This window comes from Nocardia sp. NPDC050408 (assembly GCF_044458905.1).
In the GTDB taxonomy this organism is placed as follows: Bacteria; Actinomycetota; Actinomycetes; order Mycobacteriales; family Mycobacteriaceae; genus Nocardia.
This window is the reverse complement of record NZ_JBITIL010000022.1, coordinates 63,266-84,033: the sequence shown is the minus strand read 5'-3', so window position 1 is coordinate 84,033 and position 20,768 is coordinate 63,266. Positions and strand designations below refer to the sequence as shown.

The window sequence follows — 20,768 nt, the reverse complement described above, 5'->3', positions numbered from 1 at the left end:
ACTTGCCTTGCGCGGCCTGCCGTCTGCTCGGCCTGCTCAACCGACCTGTCCGGCCCTCCCGTACCCCGGCGGCCCACCTCACCCAGCCGGTTCGCGCAACTCCGGCGCCAAACCGAAGAGCGGGAACAGTTTTTCGGTATCGAGGAAGAAGTTGAGTCCGGCGATCGAGTCGCCGTCGAGTTCCAGCACCGTGATGGACCAGGGGACCCAGACGCCCGGTTCGGTTTCGCTCGGCTTGTAGTGGCCGAAGGCGGGCAGGCCGTTGGCGCCTTCCAGGCGGATCATGCGGGAATCGCGGCACGCCTTGCCGTGGCCGAGCATGAATGCGGCCACATTCTCCGGGCCCGAGACCCACAGTTCGATCGGCGGCATGGACAGTGCCACATCGGTTTTCAGCAGGGTGGTCAGGGTGTCCATATCGTAGGCTTCGAAGGCCTTGACGAAATTGTCGACGAGTTTGCGCTGATCGTCATCGGTTTCGTCATAGGTGTCGGTGGCGGTGGGCTGCACCTTCGACATGGTTGCCCTGGCACGCTGCAGTGCGCTGTTCACCGAGGCGGGGGACATGGTGAGCGCCTCGGCCGTCTCGCTGGCCGAGAACCGCAGCACTTCGCGCATGATCAGGATGGCGCGCTGGGTGGCGGGCAGATGCTGACAGGCCGCGACGAATGCCAGCCGCAGTGTGTCCTTGGCCGAGGCGTGCTCGGCCGGATCCGATCCGAAAGCCAGTGCGTTGGGGATCGGTTCGATCCAGACGTAATCCGGCTGCGGCATGGGCAGCGGCGAATCCGGCCGCGACGGACCGGACAGATCCATCGGCCGGGCCCGGCGCTGCGGGCCGTCGAGCATATCGAGGCAGACATTGGTGGTGATCTTGTACAGCCAGGACCGTAGGCTGGCGCGACCCTCGAACGAGCCATAGGACTTCCACGCGCGGGTGAAGGTCTCCTGCACCGCGTCCTCGGCTTCGAAGGAGGAGCCGAGCATGCGATAGGCGTAGGCGCACAGTTCCCGCCGGTGTCCTTCGAAGGATTCGAGGACGTCCGGGGTGAGGCCGACGAAGTCGTTCATGGGTGTCACCCTGCCACAGCCCACCGACACATTCGAGACCCGAATTCGCTCGATCGAGCGCTGCCGGACGCGGTCCGTCATTAGTCTCGTACGCGTCGGCGTGCGAAGGCGAGACTACCGCCTACCTGCGGCTTCAAGATCATCGACAGATGTGTTCGGCCACACAGCGCCCGGAACCGATGAGTTTCGCGCGTTCGATCCGTCTCTACATAGAGACCGCCGACGCCGACGTAAGGGATCCCGCATGCCCAGCAAGATGATCTTCATCAACCTTCCCGTCGCGGACCTGGGCCGGTCCAGAAACTTCTACGAGGCCATCGGCTGGAAGGTGAATCAGGACTTCACCGATGAGAATGCCGCGTGCATCGTCATCGACGACAACATCTGCGCCATGCTGCTGACCAAGGAGTTCTATTCGAACTTCAGCAAGCGCCCGATCGCCGACACGATCGCGACCAGCGGCGGCGCATACGCGCTATCCCTGGCCAGCGCACAAGAGGTCGACGCACTCACCAATGCCGCCCTGGCCGCAGGTGCCACCGAGGAAATCCACGAGGACCGCCGCGCCCAGGAGGCCCAGGTCGGCATGTTCGGCCGCACTTTTATCGATCCGGATGGCCACCAGTGGGAGCCCTTCTGGATGGACTACTCCGGCAACTGATCCCTGCCGACGCCGGTCGAATGGTGGCCCCAGCGACCCTCGTCATTGAATCGGGCGCCGCCCGCGGGTACCACCAGTCGACTCGTCTCCGCACGAAAGTAGTTCAGCTGCCGGTGAAGGTGGGCTTGCGCTTTTCGGCGAAGGCCTTGGGGCCCTCTTTGGCATCGGCTGAGCGGAAGACCGACATGCCGAGTTCGGCCTCGATCTGGAAGGCGTCCTCTTCCGGCATGGCCTCGGTCTCCCGAATGGTGCGCAGAATCGCCTGCACCGCGAGGGGGCCGTTCGCTGCGATCTGTGCGGCGAGTTCCAGTGCCTTGTCCAATGCGGTGCCGTCCGGGACCACATGCCCGATCAGCCCGATCTCCTTGGCCTCGGCGGCGGTGATGTGCCTGCCGGTCAGCAGAATGTCGGCGGCGACGGTGTAGGGAATCTGACGGACCAGCCGAACGGCCGAGCCGCCGAGTGGGAACAGACCCCAACGCGCTTCGGATACACCGAATTTCGCGCCTTCGGCGGCCACTCGGATATCGGTGCCCTGCAGGATTTCGGTGCCACCGGCGATGGCCGGGCCTTCCACCGCCGCGATCAGCGGTTTGGTGAGCCGGCGGCCCTTGAGCAGCGCCTCCAATTTGGTCGGATCGAAGCTGCCCGCGTTATCGCCGGGGTGCTGTGCGGTCATCGCCTTGAGGTCCATGCCCGCACAGAACGCACCACCCGCACCGGTCAGGATCGCGACGCGGATATCGGGATCGGTGTCCACCTGGTCCCAGGCGTCGCGCATGATCGCCATCATTTCGGCTGAAAGGGCATTGCGCGCCTCGGGCCGATTCATGGTGACGATGAGGACGTGATCGCGCTTCTCGACGAGGCAATCCGGCATTGCTGATTCTCCTGACTTTCCAGGGGACGGCGGGTCGGCGGAGCCGACCGGGGTAAGTAAATTCGGCCTTGTCAGAAACAGTAACACGTTCTATTTTTAGCTCTGTGAGCTACAACATAGCGGACCTAGTCGAACACGCCATCGATCTGATGCCCGACCGCGTAGCGCTGGCCGACGACGGCCGCGAGGTGACTTACGCGCAGCTGGAGGAGCGGGCCAACAAACTCGCGAACTACCTGCTGCAACAGGGTGTCCAACCGGGCGACAAGGTGGGCATCTATTCGCGTAATACGATCGAGGCCGTCGAGGCCATGGTCGCGGTCTTCAAGGCCCGCGCCGTGATGATCAACGTGAACTTCCGATACGTCGAGAACGAGTTGCAGTACATTTTCGACAATTCGGATATGGTCGCCCTGATCCACGAGCGCCGCTACAGCGACCGGGTGGCCGGGGTTCGCCCGAATACGCCGCTGCTGAAGACGGTCATCGTCGTGGACGACGATACGACCGGCACCATTGCGACCGCAGCCGATTCGGTGGAATACGAGGCGGTGCTGACCGAGTCCTCCGGTGAGCGCGACTTCGGTGAGCGCTCGGCCGATGACATTTTCATGCTCTACACCGGCGGTACCACCGGCCTGCCCAAGGGCGTGATGTGGCGGCACGAGGACTGGTGGCGCGTACTCGGCGGCGGCATCAACTTCCTCACCGGCGAATACGTCGAGGACGAATGGCATCAGGCCAAAACCGGTGCGGGCAATCCGCAGATGGTCAGGTTCCCGATTCCGCCGATGATCCACGGCGGCTCACAGACCGCGACCTTCCACAGCCTGTTCGACGGCGGTAAGGCCGTGATGATTCCGGAGTTCACCGGGCACGGCGTGTGGCAGCACATCGACCGGCACAAGATCAACCTCATCTTCATCACCGGCGACGCCATGGCCCGGCCGATGATGGATGCGCTGGCCGAGGGTAATCCGGAAACCGGTGAGCCGTACGACCTTTCGAGCCTGTACCTGATCGCCAGCAGTGCGGCGCTGTTCTCGCCGACGCTCAAAGACCAGTTCCTGGAACGGCTGCCGAACCGGATGATCACCGATTCCATCGGTTCATCCGAGACCGGCTTCGGCGGTCTCGCCGTTGTCGCCAAGGGTGCCAACCACACCGGTGGTCCGCGGGTGAAGATCGATGCCGCCACCCAGGTGCTCGACGAGCAGGGCAATCCGGTGGAACCGGGCTCCGGGCAGGTCGGATTCCTCGCGCGCAGCGGCCACATTCCGGTCGGCTACTACAAGGACGAGGCCAAGACCAAGGCAACGTTCAAGGAGTTCAACGGAATTCGCTACTCCATCCCCGGCGACTACGCCCGGGTCGAGGAGGACGGCACTGTCACCATGCTCGGCCGCGGTTCGGTGAGCATCAATAGCGGCGGCGAGAAGATCTACCCCGAGGAGGTCGAGGGCGCGCTCAAGATCCACCCGGAGATCTTCGACGCGCTGGTGGTCGGCGTTCCGGACGAGCGGTGGGGGCAGCGCGTGGCGGCGGTCGTGCAGTGTCGTGGTGACAAGCGTCCCACCCTCGACGAACTGCGTCCGGTGCTCACCCAGGAGATCGCGCCCTACAAGCTGCCGCGCAGCGTGTGGTTCGTCGATCAGATCAAGCGCAATCCGGCGGGCAAGCCCGATTACCGTTGGGCCAAGTCGCAAACCGAAGAGCGCCCGGCCGACGAGCACATCGAGGCGAGCAGCAAGTAAAACGGTAGTACGACCGATAACGGCAAAGGGCTGCCGCGATATTGCGGCAACCCTTGCCTTTTGCGGCTTCGGCGCGTGGGAACGTCCGCGATAGGAGATCGAATTGACAACGCCCTATGCGTTTTTCGCGGCATCGGAAGGCGGCTTCGAGCCATTGCCGTTCGCGGCCAGCAGTTGGTCCCCGAATATGGTCAACGGGCCAGCGATCTGCGGCCTGCTGGCCAGGGCGTTGGAAAGGCAGCACTGTGCTGCGGGATTCACACCGGCCCGGCTGACCGTCGACCTGTTCCGCCCTACCTTGACCAAGCCGGTGACCGTGGTGACCGAGCTGGTACGGGACGGTCGCCGCATCCGGGTCGCCGATGCCGCACTGATACAGGACGGCGTGGATGTGGCCCGCGCCAGCGCGGTCTTCCTGAAGCGGTCGCAGCAGCCGCCGGGCGAACTATGGACGCGTACGGAATCCCCGCAGCCGCCGCCGGTTCCGATCGCGGACGGGCCGACCGCGCCGATGTGGAACAGCGACGGTACGGCCGATGGCTGGTCGTCGCGAATCGGTGAGCATCAGAACAACGGGCGCAAACGCATGTGGCAGGCGCCGCTTTCGGTGGTCGAGGGGGAGCCGCCGTCGGCCTTCGCCGCCGCCGCGATGATCGGTGAGTCGACGAGCCTCATGACCAACTGGGGGACCGCCGGCATCGGTTTCATCAATGCCGATCTGACGCTTGCGCTGTCCCGGCCCGTCATCGGCTTGGAGATCGGCGTGCAGGCCGACAGCCATATCAGCGCGGACGGAATAGCCGTCGGCAGTGCGACATTGTTCGATCGAACCGGATCCTTCGGCACATGTGTGGTTACGGCATTGGCCAACGCCGACCGTCAAGTCGACTTCGCCAACGGCGATCCGCGCCAGAGGGTCTACATTCAGTAGCCCGGATCTCCGCCGCCGCGCACGGATTGGTTCGCCGCGCACCGATTGGCTGGGCAACCGATGCGTGTCAGACCAAATCCGTGCGTGGCGGCGAGCGTGAGTAACGGCGCATCCGTGCGCGACAGCGGCGGGTCAGCGGTTGGCGAGCTCGGCCAGGCGGAAGGCCAGCTTGGTGCGGACGGCGGGGATGCGGGTTGCCGCCGTCATCAGGGCGTTGCGCAGGAGTCGGGCGGGGCGTGGTCGCAGGGTCGCCATCTTGGTCATCCGGTCGGTGAAGGCGACGACACCGAGAGCGACTGGGCGGCGGGTGGTCTCGTAGGTGTCGAGCAGGGTGTCGGTCTCGCCGTTGATCACCCGGGCCAGCAGCGGACCGAGGAAGGCCGCGTCTTGGATGCCGGTGTTCATACCCTGTCCGCCCGCGGGGCTGTGCACATGTGCCGCATCACCGGCCAGCAGCAGACGCCCCGCGCGGTAGTGGTCCGCGACGCGGTGGTGCACCCGGAAACGTGAGCTCCACAGCACTTCACTGACTTTCACGCTGCCGCCGGGGCCACGGGTGGCCAGGATGGTCTGAACATCCTCGATGGTCGGGTGTTCGGGGGCCTCGGCGACGGTCGCCACGACCCGGTACCGATTCGGATCGGTGTCGTCGGGCAGCGGCGCGACCACCGTCACGCCCTCCGGTGAAAGATGCAGTGCCACTTCGTCACGCGCGATCGGCCAGTCCATGCGGACATCGGCGAGTACGAAGGATTCCGGGTAGGTGTCGCCGGTGAAGCCGATGCCCGCCTGTTCCCGAACGACGCTGTGCATACCGTCCGCGCCGACCACGTAGTCCGCGCGGATCGTGTCGGTCACGCCGGCGCCGTCGACGTATTCGACTGTGACGCCGTCATTTTCAGCGATAACCTTGGTGATCCGGTAGGGGCGGTGCACATCGCCGCCCGCCTTGCGCAACCGTGCGAGCAGCACGGCCTCGGTGGTGTCCTGCGGAACCATCAGCGTGTACGGGTACTCGGTGGGCAGTCCGCCGAACGGCACTGTGGCCAGGGTGCGGTTGCCGTCCAGCACCCGGAAGGTCGGCACCACGATGCCGCGGTCGACGAGTTCCTCGGCAATGCCCAGTTCCTGCAGTACCTCCAGGGTCCTGGCGTGTACGACCGCGGCGCGCGAGGTGTTCGCGCCCTCGGTGAGCCGGTCCAACAGTACGAAGTCGATACCGGCGTCGGCCAGCGTGATCGCGGTGGTCAGTCCGGCCGGACCGGCCCCGACGATGACGACGGAAGTGGTCTCCGGCAGCGGGGTGGTGTTCATCGGAACTCCTAGGTCAACATCTGTAGGCCAACGCTTGTTGGCATAACCGTAGCGCGCATCGACTACGTAAGTCAACAGTTGTTGGCCTACACTAGTTGGCATGAACATCGAGCCAGATCAACCCCCTGCACGTCGCTCCGATGCCACCCGCGCGGCCATCCTGGCGGCCGCGCGCGCCCGCTTCGCCGCCGAGGGTTTTCGCAAGGCGACCATCCGCGCCATCGCCGCCGATGCCGCGATCGATCCGTCGATGGTGATGCGCTACTTCGGCAGTAAGGACGGACTCTTCGCAGCGGCCGTCGATGTGCGCCTGGACCTGCCGGATCTCGCCGCGGCCGATCCGGATACCCTCGGCGAGTTGCTGATTCGCCGATTCCTGGCGATCTGGGAGGACCAGGCCGATAACAAGGTGCTGGTGATTCTGCTGCGCTCATCGATTACCGATGAGGCGGTCAGCGAACGCTTTCGACAGATCTTCGCCGAACAGGTGCTGCCCGCGGTGCTGCGCTTCGGCGCTGCGGCCGATGCGCAGCGCCGCGGGGGTTTGATCGTCACCCAGTTGCTCGGGCTGGCGCTGTGCCGCTATGTGCTCGAGCTGCCGCCGGTGGTCGGCCTGACGCGCGAGCAGATCATCGCCGATATCGCTCCGACTCTGCAGCGCTATCTGGTATCGACGCCGATCAGTGCTTAGATGTGCGCGCCACCGTCGACGTGAATCGTTGTGCCGGTGATGAATTCGCCGTCTTCGGAGGCGGCCATCGCGACCACAGCCGCGACCATCTCGGGTGAGCCGAGCAGTGGCCCGATGGCCGGAGCCATCTTGCTCATGAGGGTCGGATCGATATCCGATGGCACATCCAGCAGGCTGTAGGTCATGGCCGTCTCGATGCCGCCGGGTGAGACGCAGACCGCGCGCAGATTCCGCTTGCTGTACTCCAGCGCCAGCACCCGCGTGAAGGCCTCCAGTCCGCCCTTGCTCGCCGCGTACGCCGCGCGATACGGCGCGGCATAGGACGCGGCATTCGAGCTGATATTGACCACAACCCCGCGCCCGGACTCCAGCAGTGCAGGCAGGGCGGTCCGGGTCACCAGGAACGACCCGGTCAGATTGGTGCCCAGGACGGTATTCCACAGCTCGGTAGTGGTTTCGTGGGTATGCGACATGCGCACGATCCCAGCGGCATTCACCAGCACGTCGAGGCCGCCGATCGCGTCTATCAGGTCGGGTACCGTCTGCTCGACGGCAGCCTCGTCCGCGATATCGAGTGTCGCGACGGTGAACCGGTCGCCCAAGTCCTGATCCATTGCGAGCTGGGCGGTCTTGGCGAGCCCATCGCCGGTTCTGCTCACGCCGACCACCTCCGCTCCCTCCTCGAGCAGCCGCAAGACGATGGCCCGGCCGATGCCCGAACCCGCGCCCGTCACGAGCACTCGGCGTTGCGCGAAACGTTTCATACGCTCTGTACATCCCGCTCGGCCAACAACTGCGCAATCTGGGGCAGTCGGTCGAGATCGATCGGCTCCGCGACCAACTCGATGGGGAAGGGCCGATCCGCGGGCTGCGGCAGGCCGGGGCCGAGGATCAGGCCACCGCGGACGCCGATGCGATCCATTTCCTGGATCAGCGGTTCGTAGCGGGCGGGCAATAAGTTGTTGTGCAGCACGAAATCCCGGATATCGTCGGCGGTGGTCAGACTGCACTGGCGCACCGGGGAGCAGACCGGGAATTTCGGGTCGCGGAAGGTCATATCGTCGACGAAGCCGCGCATGAAATCCGCGGCATGCTGCTGCAATGGTGAATGGAACGCGCCCTTGTACGCGTCCAATACAAACATTTGGCGGGTATCCGAGGACGCCTCGATTTCGGCCAGGATCTCTTGCAGTGCAGTGAGATATCCCGAGATCACGAAGGAGCGATGGACGTCATCGATCGGGCCGGTATCCACGGCGAGGTGCACGCCGGGGCGGCGCCCACCGTAATAGTTCGCCGGATCGTCCTCGATCGGCGTGTACATCAGCCCCATCCCCTGTGCGGCAACACCTTCCGGTAGTTTCGGTACGAGTCGGCGGTGATGGAGCATGCCGAACAATTCGTGCCGCTCCACCGCTGCGGCCACACAGGTGCTGATCAGCGCACCCAGGCTCAGTCCACCGGCGGCCTCCGGTTCGAAACCGCGTGTGGCCAGATCCTCGGCGAGACCGAGTGCGAAGGCGGCCTGACGCAATGCGCCGAGACTGTGCCGATCCTCCGGTTCGCTCGCCATTTCCGCGGCCACTTCTCTGGCGCGCAGGCGGTCCACCGACAATCCGGTCACCGCGGCGGCTTCTTCGTAGGCGAGTGCGATGGACGGACACCGCTCGCAGAACTCATCGATGACCTCGGCGGTCAGACTGACCTGTCCACCGAATAGAAAAGAAACCCTCATTGCATGTCCTACCCACGCCGGGGCCGCAGCAAGGCGACACCCCATTGCGTATCTGTGAAACACGTTCGACCGGAACGGAATTGGCGGCGCCGCCGTATCGAATACACCAAGCCGACCGCCCTGTGGGCAAGAGTTTCGCCGGACCAGGCGCTGGCCACCCCCTGGCCAGTAGTACCCCGGGGCAGTAGTACTACTGGCCGAGTCGCCCGAGGAATCGCAACATCAGCTGGTCGATTTCACATCCATGCGTGAGATTCGGTGTGTGCGCGGCGCCCTCGATGGTGTGAAATTCCGCGGGACCACCGAGTCCCTTTGTCAGTAAATCCACGGCGTCGTGGTCGAAGGCCGGATCGAAGGCGCCGCGGACCAATAATGCGGGACAGGTGATATCGCCGATGAGATCCGAGATGTCGTCCGCATTGATCAGACAGTCGGCCGCCGCGGCGACACGTTCCCGATCACCGCTCAACCATTTGGCCAGCCACGGTTGATGATCGGTCCGATCACCGCCGATGATCAAGCCGGCCACCATCTTCGCGATCACCGTCAACGGCCCGGTCCCGATCCAGGCATCGGTGACCTGGCGATAGCCGATCCGCTGCACGTCGCTGTAGGCCTGCGCCGAACAGCCGAGCAGGATCAGTCCATCCACGCGCGGCGGGCACAGCAAGGCCATGCGCAGCGCAGTGAACCCACCCTGCCCGACACCGCCGACGACCACCCGGTCGATGCCGAGGTGGTCGACCACCGACCAGGCATCGCGGGCCAGATCCCAGAAACTGTATGCGCCGTCGTCGTGTTCGGTCAGTCCGTGTCCGCGCGCATCGATCGCAATCACCCGGTATTGCGGTGCGAGCGCGGCAACCTGGTTCGCGAACATTTCGTGATCCATGAAGAAGGCGTGCCCGAGCACCACCGCTGGCCCGGATCCTCCGCTGTCGACGAAGTGCACTTTCGCGCCAGCGGAGGTTACGAAGGGCATAACCGTGCTCCTGTCAGACTGCGTCCCCCGAATGGAGCAGCCTAACAAGAACCGGTTATACCAACGGGTTTCACCACATCACGGGCAACTCCTCGACACCGCCGGTGAAGCTGCTGGTGCGCATCGGCACCTCGGCCGGGTCCACGGCCAGCCGCATGGTCGGGAAGCGCGTCACCAATTGGGTGAAGACGGTGTGCAATTCGATGCGGGCCAGCGGTGCGCCGATGCAATGCCGGGCCCCGTAGCCGAAGGTCACATGGGAGCCGTCCTTTCGGGTCACGTCGACGCGGTCGGGATCGGTGAAGACAGTCGGATCATGGTTGGCCGCGGTCAGATCCAGCAGCACGAGATCGCCCGCGCGGACCTCGTTGCCGTCGATCTCCATATCGGTGCGCGCGTAGCGGGGCATCTGGGTGGCATCTGCCGTCCGAAGGAGTTCTTCGATCGCGGTACGCACCAGTTCGGGATCGTCGACCAGGGCCCGCCATTGATCGAGGTGTTCTAGGAGCCGTTTGGCGCCGACCCCGATCTGGACAACCGTGGTCTCATGGCCGCCGAACAACAAGCCGAGCCCGAGCGTCGCGATGCCCTGATCGGACAGATCGTCGCGGGCGCATAGATGCGACAGCACGTCATCGGCTCGGTCGCGCCGTTTGCGTTGGACCAATGCCATGAAGTACTCGAACAGTCCGGCGACACCCTGCTGCACCTTGGTGGCGTCGTGCTGTTCGCCGAGCGCCTCGGTCCAGGCGCGGAACTGATCGCGATCGGCGTAGGGCACACCGAGCAGTTCACAGATGACCAAGAGCGGCAGCGGCAGCGCCACGGCGGTGTGCAGGTCGGCGGGGGATCCCTGCGCGGCCATCTCGTCGAGCAACCGCGTGGTGAGTTCTTCCACCCTGGGCCGCAATTCGCGCATTCGTCGCGGCGAGAAGAACGGCACTACCAACTCGCGCAGTCGCGCCTGATCGGCGGGTTCGGTCTCGAAGTTGCCCAGGGGTCCGCCGAAGAACATCGAATCCGAGGCGCGCGCAGCGGTTTCCGGTGTGGGATGGGCACGACCGAGGCGCGGATCGGCGAATAATGTCCGAACCTGCGCGTAGCTGGTGGCCAACCAGCCTTCATGGCCTAGTGCGGTTCGCGTCCGCCGGATGGTGTCGCCCGTGACGGGGCAGCCTATGTCCACGGTCACTCCTTACGTATTTCTCGAACCAGAGTCATTCGGGCAGGCGCACCCGCAGCAGATTGCCGCTCGCGGTGCCGACCAGGAATTCCCTTTCGCCGCCACGCGGTACGACGATCGAGGTCATCGGCTCACCTGTCAGCACGGTGCACGTCGAGTGATCCGCCGGGTCGATGCGCACGAGTCGGCCCGAGGTGGTGGCGTCGTAGAGCAGGCCGTCCGGGCCGACGGCGAGATCGTCGGGTAGCGGTGGTGCGCCGGGGCCAGCGGCTAGATCCGCGATTGCGGTGACGCTCGATGGATCGTCGAGTGGGATGCGCAGGATGCGGCCGTTCGGGCTGAGATACAGCGTGACGTAGAGCGCTTCGCCGTGGACAACGATACCGTCGGCTCCGAAATGCCTTGCCTGATTGGACCATTCGGTGTCGACGCGTCCGTCCGGTCGGATCCGGACAACGCCGGTCGAGGTGTCGGCGACGAAAAGGTTTCCCGCGGCATCGAATGCGGCGCCATTGGCCATACCCAGACCGGAGGCGAAAATCTCGGCCTGCGGCGTCTCGGCTGTGGGATCAATGCGGACAACGCCGCCACCGGTTGAGCCGGGCACCAGATTGGTCGGGAAGTTCCCGTACGTCACGTAGATCAGTTGGTCCGGGCCGAGTTTCACCGCACCGGGATACGCGACCGCGACCCTGGCGGTAACGCGGCCGGACGGGTCGTAGCGAACCACTTCGTTGCGTCGCACCCGCGAGACCCACAGGTCACCGTGCGCGTCATAGGCCAAACCTTCGGCCCAGTCCTCATCCCGAACAACGGCGGCCGCCGCAATCGTCGCGGTGGCTGTTTCGCACGAAATCGGTTCGGCCACAGCAGAAGTCGGTGCCGACACGCCGAAGAAGACGCTGGTGATCGCGATGCAGATCCGGGCTGCGGTCACCATGCGACAGGCAATGCAGTCAGGCCCTTGGTGACCACATTCTCGCGCACCGGCAGGGCGTCGGGATCGACCGTCAGATGCAGTGTCGGGAAGCGGGATATCAGCTGACCGAAAGCGACCTGCAGTTCGATGCGAGCCAGCGGCGCACCGGTGCAGTAGTGCAGGCCATAGCCGAACGCCAGATGCTGCCCTTCTGCGCGGGTCACGTCGAGTTGGCGCGCGTTGGTGAAGATCTCCGGATCGTGGTTGGCCGAATCCACGTCCAGCAGCACCAGATCACCCGTCCGAACGGTGACGCCGTCGATCTGCATATCGGTGCGCGCATACCGGGCGAAGGCGGTGGAATCGTGTACGCGCAGCAGCTCCTCGATCGCGGCCGGGACCAGCTCCGGCTGGTCGACCAGCTTCTGCCACTGCGCCGGATTCCGCAGCAATTGCACAGTGCACAGGCCGATCTCGACGACCGTTGTTTCGTGCCCGGCCAACAGCAAACCCATGGCCAGCGTCGCGATGGCATCGTCGGCCAGGTCCGGCACCTCGCACAGCTTGGCGATCACGCCCTCGCCCGGTTCCCGGCGCAGCCGTTCGACCAGCGACTTGCAGTACAGGAACCATTCGGCCCCGGCCTGCCCCGACTTCGCGCCATCGCTGGTGTCGAACAGCGCCTCGCTCCAGATCCTGAACTGCGCGCGATCCTCGTAGGGGACGCCGAGCAGTTCGCTGATGACCAGCAGTGGCAGCGGTTCCGCGAAGTCCCGATGCAGGTCGGCGGGGGAGCCCTTTTCGGCCATGTCGTCGAGCAGTTGGGTGGTGAACGCGGCCACCCGCGGCGTGAGTTCGCGCATTCTCTTGGCCGAGAACAGCGGATTGAGCAGCCCGCGCATGCGCGCGTTATCGGCGGGTTCGGTTTCGAAGTTCCCGAACGGGCGGCCGAAGAACACCGACTCCGACGAGCGTGCCGCGGTCTCCGGTGTGGGATGGGAGCGGCCGAGACGCACATCGGTGAATAGCTCCTTCACCCTGTGATAGCCGCTGACCTTCCAGGCTTCGTCGCCCGTCGCGGTGCGGACGCGGCTGATCGAGCTGGGTGTGGCGCCGGTTCCGGTGAAGGGGCATGCGAGTTCCGATGAGTCGGTGGTCATGGCTCACTCCTTGCTAACAAGCTCTTGTACAAGCAAGCTTAAACATAATTGCTTGTACTATTCCACTTGAACAAGGAGGTGATGTCGTGCCCGAAAGCCCAACGCCCGCCGAGAATTCGGCGCAACCCGTCCGGCGCATGCCGCGTGCCCAGCGGCGCGAGCAGATCCTCGCCGCCGCCACCCGCGCGGTGGCCCGCAACGGATTCAGCGGCACGGGCCTGCCCGATATCGCCGCCGAGGCGGGCATTACACACGTGATCCTCTACCGGCACTTCGCCTCGAAGGCCGATCTGTACCGGGCCGTGCTGGAACGGGCCTACACCAGGCTCGGTGCCGCCGTCGGCACCGAAAAACTGGACGGCACCAGCATTTCCACGTTGCTGCGGGCGGCCGCCGCGGATCCGGACGCCTTCCGGCTGCTGTTCCGCCACGCGGTCCGCGAACCCGAATTCCGCGACGTCATCGATATGGTCCGCAGCTATTCGACAATGATCGCGCAGCGGTATCTCACCGATGCCGTGCCGTCGGGGCCGTGGCAGGACTGGGCCGCGCAGGTCATCCCCACCTTCATTCTGGATGCGGTGATCGCCTGGCTCGATGCCGGACAGCCGGATCTCGACGATGCCGCCGAACGGATCAATCGCGCCGCTCGTGCGCTGATCGAGGTAGCCGGCGGCGAATTGATCCAGAAGGATTGAGCGGCAAGGCATAACGTCATCCATGGGCGGCGACCCGAAGGAGGAACATGGATGAACTACAGGTGCCGACGCTCGCCGAATTCGTGCGGATGCGGCGGCAGCGACCGACCGCGGCGCATCCGGGCGGTCTGAGCCGACAACAGCTCGCCGAAGCGATCCACTCCAGCGTCGGCTATCTCGCCAAGATCGAACAGGGCGGTGCGTTCAATCCGAGCCCATCGATTCTCGATACGCTCGCCGATGCCTTCGCACTGGAGCCGGACGAGCGCATCCATCTGTATCACCTTGCGCAACAGCGATTCAGCGGCGCTGCGCCGCAGCCGGGTCCGGTGCGCCCGCCCGTGCGCAAGACACTCGACGCATTGACCCCGCATCTCGCAGCGGCGCTGGACGACGGCTGGCGCGTCATCGACTGCAACGATGCCTTCGACGAGGCCTTCCCCGGTCTGCGCCCGAACGGACACGCGCTGCGCTGGATGTTCACCGACCCGCGTGCACGTCTGGTGATCGAGGAATGGGAGCGGGAGGCAGATCTGATGGTCGGGCGCCTGCGCGCCTACGCGGGACGTGCCGGTGCGCGGGCCGATGTCCAGCTGCTACTACGCGAGCTGGCCGCACAGTCCGATTTTCACCGCCTGTGGAATACCGGCCGGGTATACATCGGCCGCCGCGACCCGACCATTCGGCTCCGAAATCGCAAGACGGGCAAGCCGTTCGAAATCCACGTCCAGCGATTCCGCAGTACGCTGCCCGAGCCGACCCGACAACTTTTCGTCGGGTTGCTCGAGGGCAATGAGGTCGGATAGCCGCAAAGCATCACCTCCGCAACGGCCCGCCGACGCAGTCGACCACAGCTCGCGGGCTGTCCGCGGTTCCGCGCAGGCGCCGGGCGAGGCGTTGCCCACGAGTCGGGGCGCCTTGGGTGCGCACGATCCGAAGGGGGCTGCGTCGCTCAGCAATCGGCCCGCCGGTGGCAGGGCCGGCGGGCCGATTCGGGGGTGCGGATACCGGCCCTTTCGAGCGACCTGCAAGCAGTCGCCGGCGCTCGGTCAGGCAGGAGTTTCCGCGAGCAGAGAGCCGATGGCGCGCAGGTGGTCGCTCGCCCCACCCAGTGCGAATTCATTGTGCTTGGCCGCGGTGAAGTAGTTGTGCGCGATGTGGTCGCGGTCGATGCCGACGCCGCCGTGCACGTGAACCACGGTGTGCGCCACGCGATGTCCGGCATCGGCGGCCCAGAACTTGGCGGTGTGTACGGCTTCCGCGCTGGCCAGATCCTCGGAGACTCGCCAAGCCGCTTGGGTGACCGCCAACCGCAGGCCTTGGACGTCGATGTAGGCGTCGGCGAGACGCTGCGCGACGGCCTGGAAGCTGCCGATCGCCTTACCGAATTGTTCACGCTCGCGGGCATATTCGGCGACCAGTTCGAGCGCGCGTTCCAGGGTGCCCAATTGCTGCGCGCTCAGACCGAGCCAGGCGCGGGTCAGGATCCAGTCCAGGATTTCCGCGCCGGAGTCCGCCGTCGCAACCAATTCGGCTGGGGTGTCATGGAATTCGACGCCGAACTCGGCGCTGAAGTCGACCACACGCTGGGCGGTCACATTCACCGTCGTATCGGCGGGATCCACCAGGAACAGCGCGGGTGTACCGGAAACTGTGGCGGGGACCAGGATTCGGGCCGCACGATCGGCATAGGGCACCGTGGTCTTCGCGCCGGTCAGTCGCCAGCCGCCATCGACCTCATGGGCCACGGTGGTCGGTTTGGTGGGCTCCCAGTTGTGCTCCTCGGCGAGCCCGACGGTCAGGATAATGCTGCCGGCACCAGCCTGACGCGCCCAATCCTGTTGGGCGACCGAGCCGAAACGTGCGAGTGCACCCGCACCCACCACGATCGACCACAGATACGGCACTGCGGCGACATGCTTGCCCAGTTCACGCAGCACGGCGCTCTGCTCGAGCGCGCCGAAATCGCCGCCGCCCACCGCTTCCGGCAGTGCGGCGGCCAATATGCCGGTCTCGGCGAGCGACTGCCACAGCGGCTCGTCGAAGCGGCCCTCGGCATCGAGTTCGCGGATCCGGTCCGCGGTGACCAACTTGGCGCAGACCTCGGCGGTCAGGCGGGTCAGATCGAGCTGAGCTTCGGTGGGTGTGAAATCCATGGTGTCTACCTGCTTTCTGCGGTGCGAGCGACGGGCCCGGAGGCGGTAGCTTGCGTGACCATGTCGGGCCCCGGGAGCACCGCGATTGAACAGCTCAGCGCGCTGCGGCGGGTTGCTTGAGTGCGGTCATAGCGATGATGTCGCGCTGGACCTCGTTGGTGCCGCCACCGAAGGTGAGGATCAGCGCGGCGCGGTGGAACCGCTCCAACCGTCCGCGCAGCTCGGCACCGGGCGAATCCTGACGCAGATAGGCCTGCGGGCCGAGGATTTCCATCAGCAGTCGGTAGGCCTCGGTGGACAGTTCGGTGCCGTAGACCTTGCAGGTCGAGGCATCCCACGGCCGCGGCGCGGCATCCCCGCCCGCATCGGCGCGACTGGCGATCTCCCAGTTCAGCAGCTTCAGGTATTCGACCTTGGCCTGCACCCTGGCCAGATTGAGCCGCACCCATTCCTGATCGATGACCCGGGAACCGTCGCCCGCCTTGGTGTTGCGCGCCCATTCGGTGGTCTGGTTCAGCGCCACCATGAGCGGTCCGGCCGAGGTCAGCGCGACGCGTTCGTGGTTGAGCTGGTTGGTGATCAGCGCCCAGCCGCCGTTCTCCTGCCCGACCAGTGAACTCGTCGGTACTCGGACGTCCTGGTAGTAGGTGGCGCTGGTATCCGGTCCGGCCATGGTGTGCACCGGGGTCCAGGAGAAGCCCTCGGCGGTGGTCGGCACGATGAGCATGCTGATGCCCTTGTGCTTCTTGGCGGTCGGGTCGGTGCGAACCGCGAGCCAGACATAGTCGGCGTACGCGATCAGACTGGTCCACATCTTCTGCCCGTTGATCACATAGTCGTCGCCGTCGCGCACGGCGGTGGTGCGCAGGCTGGCCAGGTCGGTGCCGGCGCCCGGTTCCGAATAGCCGATGGAGAAGTGCAGTTCGCCCGCGGCGATCTTGGGCAGGAAGAACTTCTTCTGCTCCTCGCTGCCGTAGTGCATGATCGTCGGCGCCACCGAGTTGATGGTGAGGAAGGGCACCGGCGCGCCCGCGATGGCCGCCTCATCGGTGAAGATCAGCTGGTCCATGGTCGGGCGGTCCTGGCCGCCGAACTCCTTGGGCCAGGCCAGGGTGAGCCAGCCGTCGCGGCCCATTTCCTGGACCACCTCGCGGTAGACGTTGCCGTGGCCGTACTCGCCGGTGGTCGCGCTCAGCGCGGCTCGGCGCTCCGGGGTGATCAGCCGCGCGAAGTAGTCGCGCAGCTCCGCGCGGAGCTCTTCCTGCTGCGGCGTGTACGCAATGCGCATGGCGATACCTCATGCCCTCGTTCGGTGTCGGTCAACCGATCATTGCATACGGACTGAAACATGTTCCAGTATTGCTACCGAATCCGCACAATGGCGGTACCCGATATGACCTGGTGTTGTTAGGCTTCGACCAGAGTCGCGTTTAAGGAGTTTCTATGAAGGTCACGGTCGATCCGGATCAGTGTGAAGCCAACGGAATCTGTGTCGGAATCGCCCCCGACGTCTTCGAACTCGATGACGAGGACGTGTTGCACATCGTGGAAGCCGACGTGCCTGCGGATCGGCTCGCCGATGTCGAGGACGCGGTGGCCCAGTGTCCGAAGGCGGCGCTGAAGTTGCAGTAGCCGATGCTTGCCGTCAGATAGGAACACGTTCTAGAGTCGGCCCGTGAGTGAGCGCAGCGAACGAACCGAAAACACAGCGTGTATCACACACGGCGGAACCGAGCGCAGCGAGGTGCAGCCGTGAGTGATGTAGACAACACGGATGTTGGCCTTGCGGGGCGGGTGGCCATCGTTACCGGTGGCGGCGCCGGACTGGGGCGCGCCGAGGCGCTGGCCTTGGCGCGGGCAGGCGCGTCGGTGGTGGTCAACGACCTGACGGAGTCGGATGCGGTGGCCGAAACGCTCGCCGATATCCGTGCGCTCGGCGCCAAGGCCGAGTTCGTGGCGGGCAGCATTGCCGAGCGCGCCACCGCCGACGCGCTCATCAGCACCGCCGAGGAAGCGTTCGGCAGCGCCGACATCGTGGTGAACAACGCGGGCATCACCCGCGATCGCATGCTGTTCAACATGTCCGACGAGGACTTCGACGCGGTGGTCGCAGTCCATCTGCGCGGCCATTTCCTATTGACCCGCAACGCGGGTGCCTACTGGCGGGCAAAGTCCAAGGCGGCGGGCGCGCCGATCTACGGCAGGCTCGTCAACACCTCTTCCGAAGCGGGCCTGCTCGGTCCGGAGGGGCAGGCCAACTACGGTGCGGCCAAGGCCGGTATCACCGCGCTGACGCTGTCCGCCGCGCGGGGGCTGTCCCGATTCGGTGTGCGCGCTAATGCCATTGCGCCGCGTGCGCGCACCGCGATGACCGAGGCGGTCTTCAGTGCGGCGCCGGAGGACGGCATCGATCCGCTCTCGCCCGATCATGTGGCCCGCTTGGTCGCGTATCTCGCTTCGCCCGCCGCCGATGTGGTCAACGGTCAGCTGTTCGTGGTCTACGGACCGATGGTCGCCTTGATGGCCGCGCCGGTCGTCGAACAGCGCTTCGATGCCGCCGATGATCACTGGTCGGTAAATGATCTCGCCGCCACGCTCGGCGGTTACTTCGCGCAGCGGCCCGCGGGGCGTACGTTTTCTGCGTCTTCATTGATCGATCTAGACAACTGACACTGTGATGGCAGGCGCCATCGGACGCAAGCTGATCACTCGACCAGTTGTTGATCACCGATGCGGCGCTTGGTAGACATGGGAGTCAATGGTGCGTGACGCCTCACAAGGGTTAGGCCACCCTCAAATGACACCTGTTACAAATTCATGGGCCGAATTTGAGAAAAATGGCAGTTCAAATGTGCCAAAAAGCTTCCTACAGCAATGTGAACATGTTCTAATCGTTGCGGCGATGTGGCCAGGGCGGGGGCATCGTGCGATGAGCAGAATCAGCAGGATGAGCAAGGAGGATCGTGCATGAACGAGGTCCTTGCTGTGCCATTGCGGGCAGTCGGCGGATTCTTCGAACTCGTCGCCGACGTTGCGCGGGCCAGCATTCGACGTCCGTTCCAAGGGCGCGAGTTCATTGATCAGGCCTGGTTCATCGCACGCGTTTCGATCATTCCGACGCTGCTGGTGGCGATTCCGTTCACCGTGCTGGTGAGCTTCACGCTCAACATCCTGTTGCGCGAAATCGGCGCCGCCGATCTCAGCGGCGCCGGTGCGGCATTCGGTGCGGTCACCCAGGTCGGGCCGATTGTCACCGTATTGATCGTGGCGGGCGCTGGCGCCACTGCGATCTGCGCGGATCTCGGTGCGCGAACCATTCGCGAAGAGATCGATGCGATGCGCGTACTCGGTATCGACCCGGTGCACCGCCTGGTGGTGCCGCGGGTGCTGGCCTCGATGTTCGTGGCATTGATGTTGAACGGCCTGGTCTGCACCATCGGCATCGTCGGCGGCTTCCTGTTCTCGGTGCTGCTGCAGGACGTTAATCCGGGTGCTTTCGTCAATGGCATCACGCTGCTCACCCATCTGCCCGAGCTGGTCATCTCCGAAGTGAAGGCCGGTTTATTCGGGCTGATCGCCGGACTGGTGGCCTGTTATCTCGGCCTGAATGTCAAAGGTGGTCCCAAGAGTGTCGGTGATGCGGTGAATCAGACCGTTGTCTTCGCCTTTATGGCCCTGTTCGTAGTAAACGTCGTGGTCACCGCCGTCGGTATCAAGTTCGCGGCGCGGTGAGGCGATGGCATTCGTAATCCAATCCCGCTTCCCGCGTACCGTTCGGCGAGTGCGTCGCTTTTCGAACTCGCTCGATTCGCTGGGTAAACATGCGGTGTTCTATGCGCAGACGATCGGTTCCATCCCACGCGCACTGATCTACTATCGCACCGAGACCATTCGTTTGATCGCCGAAATCAGCATGGGCACAGGCGCTTTGGCAGTTATCGGCGGCACGGTTGTCATTGTCGGATTTCTCACGCTGTTCACCGGCGGCACCATCGCGGTGCAGGGTTACAGTTCGCTCGGAAATATCGGTGTCGAGGCGCTGACAGGCTTCTTCGCGGCATTCATCAATGTGCGCATCGCGGCGCCGGTGATCTCCGGAATCGGTTTGGCGGCAACGATCGGCGCGGGTTCGACCGCGCAGCTGGGCGCCATGCGGGTGGCCGAGGAGATCGACGCACTGGAGTCCATGGCGATCCGGCCGGTGCCGTATCTGGTCGGCACCCGGGTGCTCGCGGGCATGATCGCGATCGTGCCGCTGTACGCGCTCGCGGTGATCTGTTCGTTCATCGCCAGCCGATTCGCCACCGTGGTCATCTACGGGCAGTCGGCGGGCGTTTACGACCACTACTTCTCCACCTTCCTGATCCCCAGCGACATCCTCTGGTCCTTCGCCCAGGCGATCTTCATGGCCTTGGCGGTCATGATGATTCACACCTACTACGGCTACAACGCCGCGGGCGGACCGGTCGGCGTGGGGATCGCGGTCGGCAATGCGGTGCGGGCCTCGTTGGTCGCGGTGGTCACGGTGACACTGCTGATCTCGCTGGCCATCTACGGCACCTCCGGCAACTTCCATCTCTCCGGGTAGAGCGGTATGGCAACGAAGCAATCGGGAAGCGGCCCAAACACCTCA

General features: G+C 64.9%; 21 protein-coding genes. 10 read left to right on the top strand and 11 right to left on the bottom strand.

The genetic code is table 11. The features are described 5' to 3' along the window. Positions 1–78: 78 nt before the first annotated feature. Positions 79–1,071, bottom strand: a complete 993-nt coding sequence (locus ACIBJI_RS37120; RefSeq protein ID WP_364357356.1) for a sigma-70 family RNA polymerase sigma factor — start codon at positions 1,069–1,071, stop codon at positions 79–81. A gap of 244 nt (positions 1,072–1,315) precedes the next feature. Here ACIBJI_RS37120 and ACIBJI_RS37115 point away from each other — a divergent pair, with 244 nt between their 5' ends. Continuing rightward, positions 1,316–1,732, top strand: a complete 417-nt coding sequence (locus ACIBJI_RS37115) for a VOC family protein (protein ID WP_364357353.1) — start codon at positions 1,316–1,318, stop codon at positions 1,730–1,732. 103 nt (positions 1,733–1,835) lie between these two features. On the opposite strand, the gene ACIBJI_RS37110 is transcribed toward ACIBJI_RS37115, so the two are convergent. Beyond that, on the bottom strand, positions 1,836–2,612 hold the full coding sequence (locus tag ACIBJI_RS37110) for a crotonase/enoyl-CoA hydratase family protein (protein ID WP_364357350.1): 777 nt from the start codon (positions 2,610–2,612) through the stop codon (positions 1,836–1,838). 104 nt (positions 2,613–2,716) lie between these two features. Between ACIBJI_RS37110 and ACIBJI_RS37105 the strand changes: the two genes are divergently transcribed. Beyond that, positions 2,717–4,366 carry an acyl-CoA synthetase gene (locus ACIBJI_RS37105; protein WP_364357347.1) on the top strand — a complete coding sequence of 550 codons (1,650 nt, stop codon included), beginning with the start codon at positions 2,717–2,719 and terminating at the stop codon, positions 4,364–4,366. Positions 4,367–4,469: 103 nt separating this feature from the next. Beyond that, positions 4,470–5,297 (top strand): thioesterase family protein, encoded by an 828-nt coding sequence (locus ACIBJI_RS37100; RefSeq protein WP_364357344.1) that lies wholly within the window; start codon positions 4,470–4,472, stop codon positions 5,295–5,297. A 132-nt stretch (positions 5,298–5,429) separates the two neighbouring features. On the opposite strand, the gene ACIBJI_RS37095 is transcribed toward ACIBJI_RS37100, so the two are convergent. Continuing rightward, complete coding sequence (locus ACIBJI_RS37095; RefSeq protein ID WP_397087883.1) at positions 5,430–6,611, bottom strand: FAD-dependent oxidoreductase; 1,182 nt, start codon at positions 6,609–6,611, stop codon at positions 5,430–5,432. 100 nt (positions 6,612–6,711) lie between these two features. Here ACIBJI_RS37095 and ACIBJI_RS37090 point away from each other — a divergent pair, with 100 nt between their 5' ends. After that, positions 6,712–7,302 (top strand): TetR family transcriptional regulator, encoded by a 591-nt coding sequence (locus tag ACIBJI_RS37090; RefSeq protein WP_397087881.1) that lies wholly within the window; start codon positions 6,712–6,714, stop codon positions 7,300–7,302. Here ACIBJI_RS37090 and ACIBJI_RS37085 read toward each other — a convergent pair. From ACIBJI_RS37085 to ACIBJI_RS37060, 6 genes are all read right to left on the bottom strand, one after another. Next, positions 7,299–8,066, bottom strand: a complete 768-nt coding sequence (locus ACIBJI_RS37085; RefSeq protein WP_397087879.1) for an SDR family NAD(P)-dependent oxidoreductase — start codon at positions 8,064–8,066, stop codon at positions 7,299–7,301. The genes ACIBJI_RS37090 and ACIBJI_RS37085 overlap by 4 nt on opposite strands. Beyond that, positions 8,063–9,037 (bottom strand): hypothetical protein, encoded by a 975-nt coding sequence (locus ACIBJI_RS37080; RefSeq protein ID WP_396959630.1) that lies wholly within the window; start codon positions 9,035–9,037, stop codon positions 8,063–8,065. Before ACIBJI_RS37080 ends, ACIBJI_RS37085 begins: the two co-directional genes overlap by 4 nt. A gap of 190 nt (positions 9,038–9,227) precedes the next feature. Next, complete coding sequence (locus ACIBJI_RS37075) at positions 9,228–10,019, bottom strand: alpha/beta fold hydrolase (protein ID WP_396959628.1); 792 nt, start codon at positions 10,017–10,019, stop codon at positions 9,228–9,230. A gap of 70 nt (positions 10,020–10,089) precedes the next feature. Then, positions 10,090–11,205, bottom strand: a complete 1,116-nt coding sequence (locus ACIBJI_RS37070; protein WP_397087877.1) for a cytochrome P450 — start codon at positions 11,203–11,205, stop codon at positions 10,090–10,092. Positions 11,206–11,236: 31 nt separating this feature from the next. Next, the gene (locus ACIBJI_RS37065) at positions 11,237–12,142 is read right to left on the bottom strand and encodes an SMP-30/gluconolactonase/LRE family protein (protein WP_397087875.1); all 906 of its coding nucleotides are present in this window, start codon (positions 12,140–12,142) and stop codon (positions 11,237–11,239) included. Then, positions 12,136–13,281 (bottom strand): cytochrome P450, encoded by a 1,146-nt coding sequence (locus ACIBJI_RS37060; RefSeq protein WP_397087873.1) that lies wholly within the window; start codon positions 13,279–13,281, stop codon positions 12,136–12,138. Before ACIBJI_RS37060 ends, ACIBJI_RS37065 begins: the two co-directional genes overlap by 7 nt. Positions 13,282–13,367: 86 nt before the next feature. On the opposite strand from ACIBJI_RS37060, the gene ACIBJI_RS37055 reads away from it, so the two are divergent. Continuing rightward, positions 13,368–13,979: a TetR/AcrR family transcriptional regulator gene (locus tag ACIBJI_RS37055; RefSeq protein WP_397087871.1), complete on the top strand. Its 612-nt coding sequence runs from the start codon at positions 13,368–13,370 to the stop codon at positions 13,977–13,979. A gap of 47 nt (positions 13,980–14,026) precedes the next feature. After that, positions 14,027–14,785 (top strand): helix-turn-helix transcriptional regulator, encoded by a 759-nt coding sequence (locus tag ACIBJI_RS37050; RefSeq protein ID WP_364357314.1) that lies wholly within the window; start codon positions 14,027–14,029, stop codon positions 14,783–14,785. 243 nt (positions 14,786–15,028) lie between these two features. On the opposite strand, the gene ACIBJI_RS37045 is transcribed toward ACIBJI_RS37050, so the two are convergent. Next, entirely contained in the window at positions 15,029–16,135 is a 1,107-nt protein-coding gene (locus ACIBJI_RS37045; RefSeq protein WP_364357311.1) for an acyl-CoA dehydrogenase family protein, read from the bottom strand. A gap of 94 nt (positions 16,136–16,229) precedes the next feature. Beyond that, positions 16,230–17,423: an acyl-CoA dehydrogenase family protein gene (locus ACIBJI_RS37040; RefSeq protein WP_364357308.1), complete on the bottom strand. Its 1,194-nt coding sequence runs from the start codon at positions 17,421–17,423 to the stop codon at positions 16,230–16,232. A 155-nt stretch (positions 17,424–17,578) separates the two neighbouring features. On the opposite strand from ACIBJI_RS37040, the gene ACIBJI_RS37035 reads away from it, so the two are divergent. The 4 genes from ACIBJI_RS37035 (at position 17,579) to ACIBJI_RS37020 (ending at position 20,723) form a co-directional block, all read left to right on the top strand. After that, a complete protein-coding gene (locus ACIBJI_RS37035) occupies positions 17,579–17,767 on the top strand; it encodes a ferredoxin (protein WP_364357305.1) in 189 nt (62 codons plus the stop codon). Positions 17,768–17,887: 120 nt separating this feature from the next. Further along, positions 17,888–18,805: a 3-oxoacyl-ACP reductase gene (locus ACIBJI_RS37030; protein ID WP_396959617.1), complete on the top strand. Its 918-nt coding sequence runs from the start codon at positions 17,888–17,890 to the stop codon at positions 18,803–18,805. Positions 18,806–19,102: 297 nt separating this feature from the next. Then, positions 19,103–19,867: an ABC transporter permease gene (locus tag ACIBJI_RS37025; RefSeq protein ID WP_062988486.1), complete on the top strand. Its 765-nt coding sequence runs from the start codon at positions 19,103–19,105 to the stop codon at positions 19,865–19,867. Positions 19,868–19,871: 4 nt separating this feature from the next. Then, positions 19,872–20,723, top strand: a complete 852-nt coding sequence (locus tag ACIBJI_RS37020; RefSeq protein ID WP_040686323.1) for an ABC transporter permease — start codon at positions 19,872–19,874, stop codon at positions 20,721–20,723. Positions 20,724–20,768: the final 45 nt, after the last annotated feature.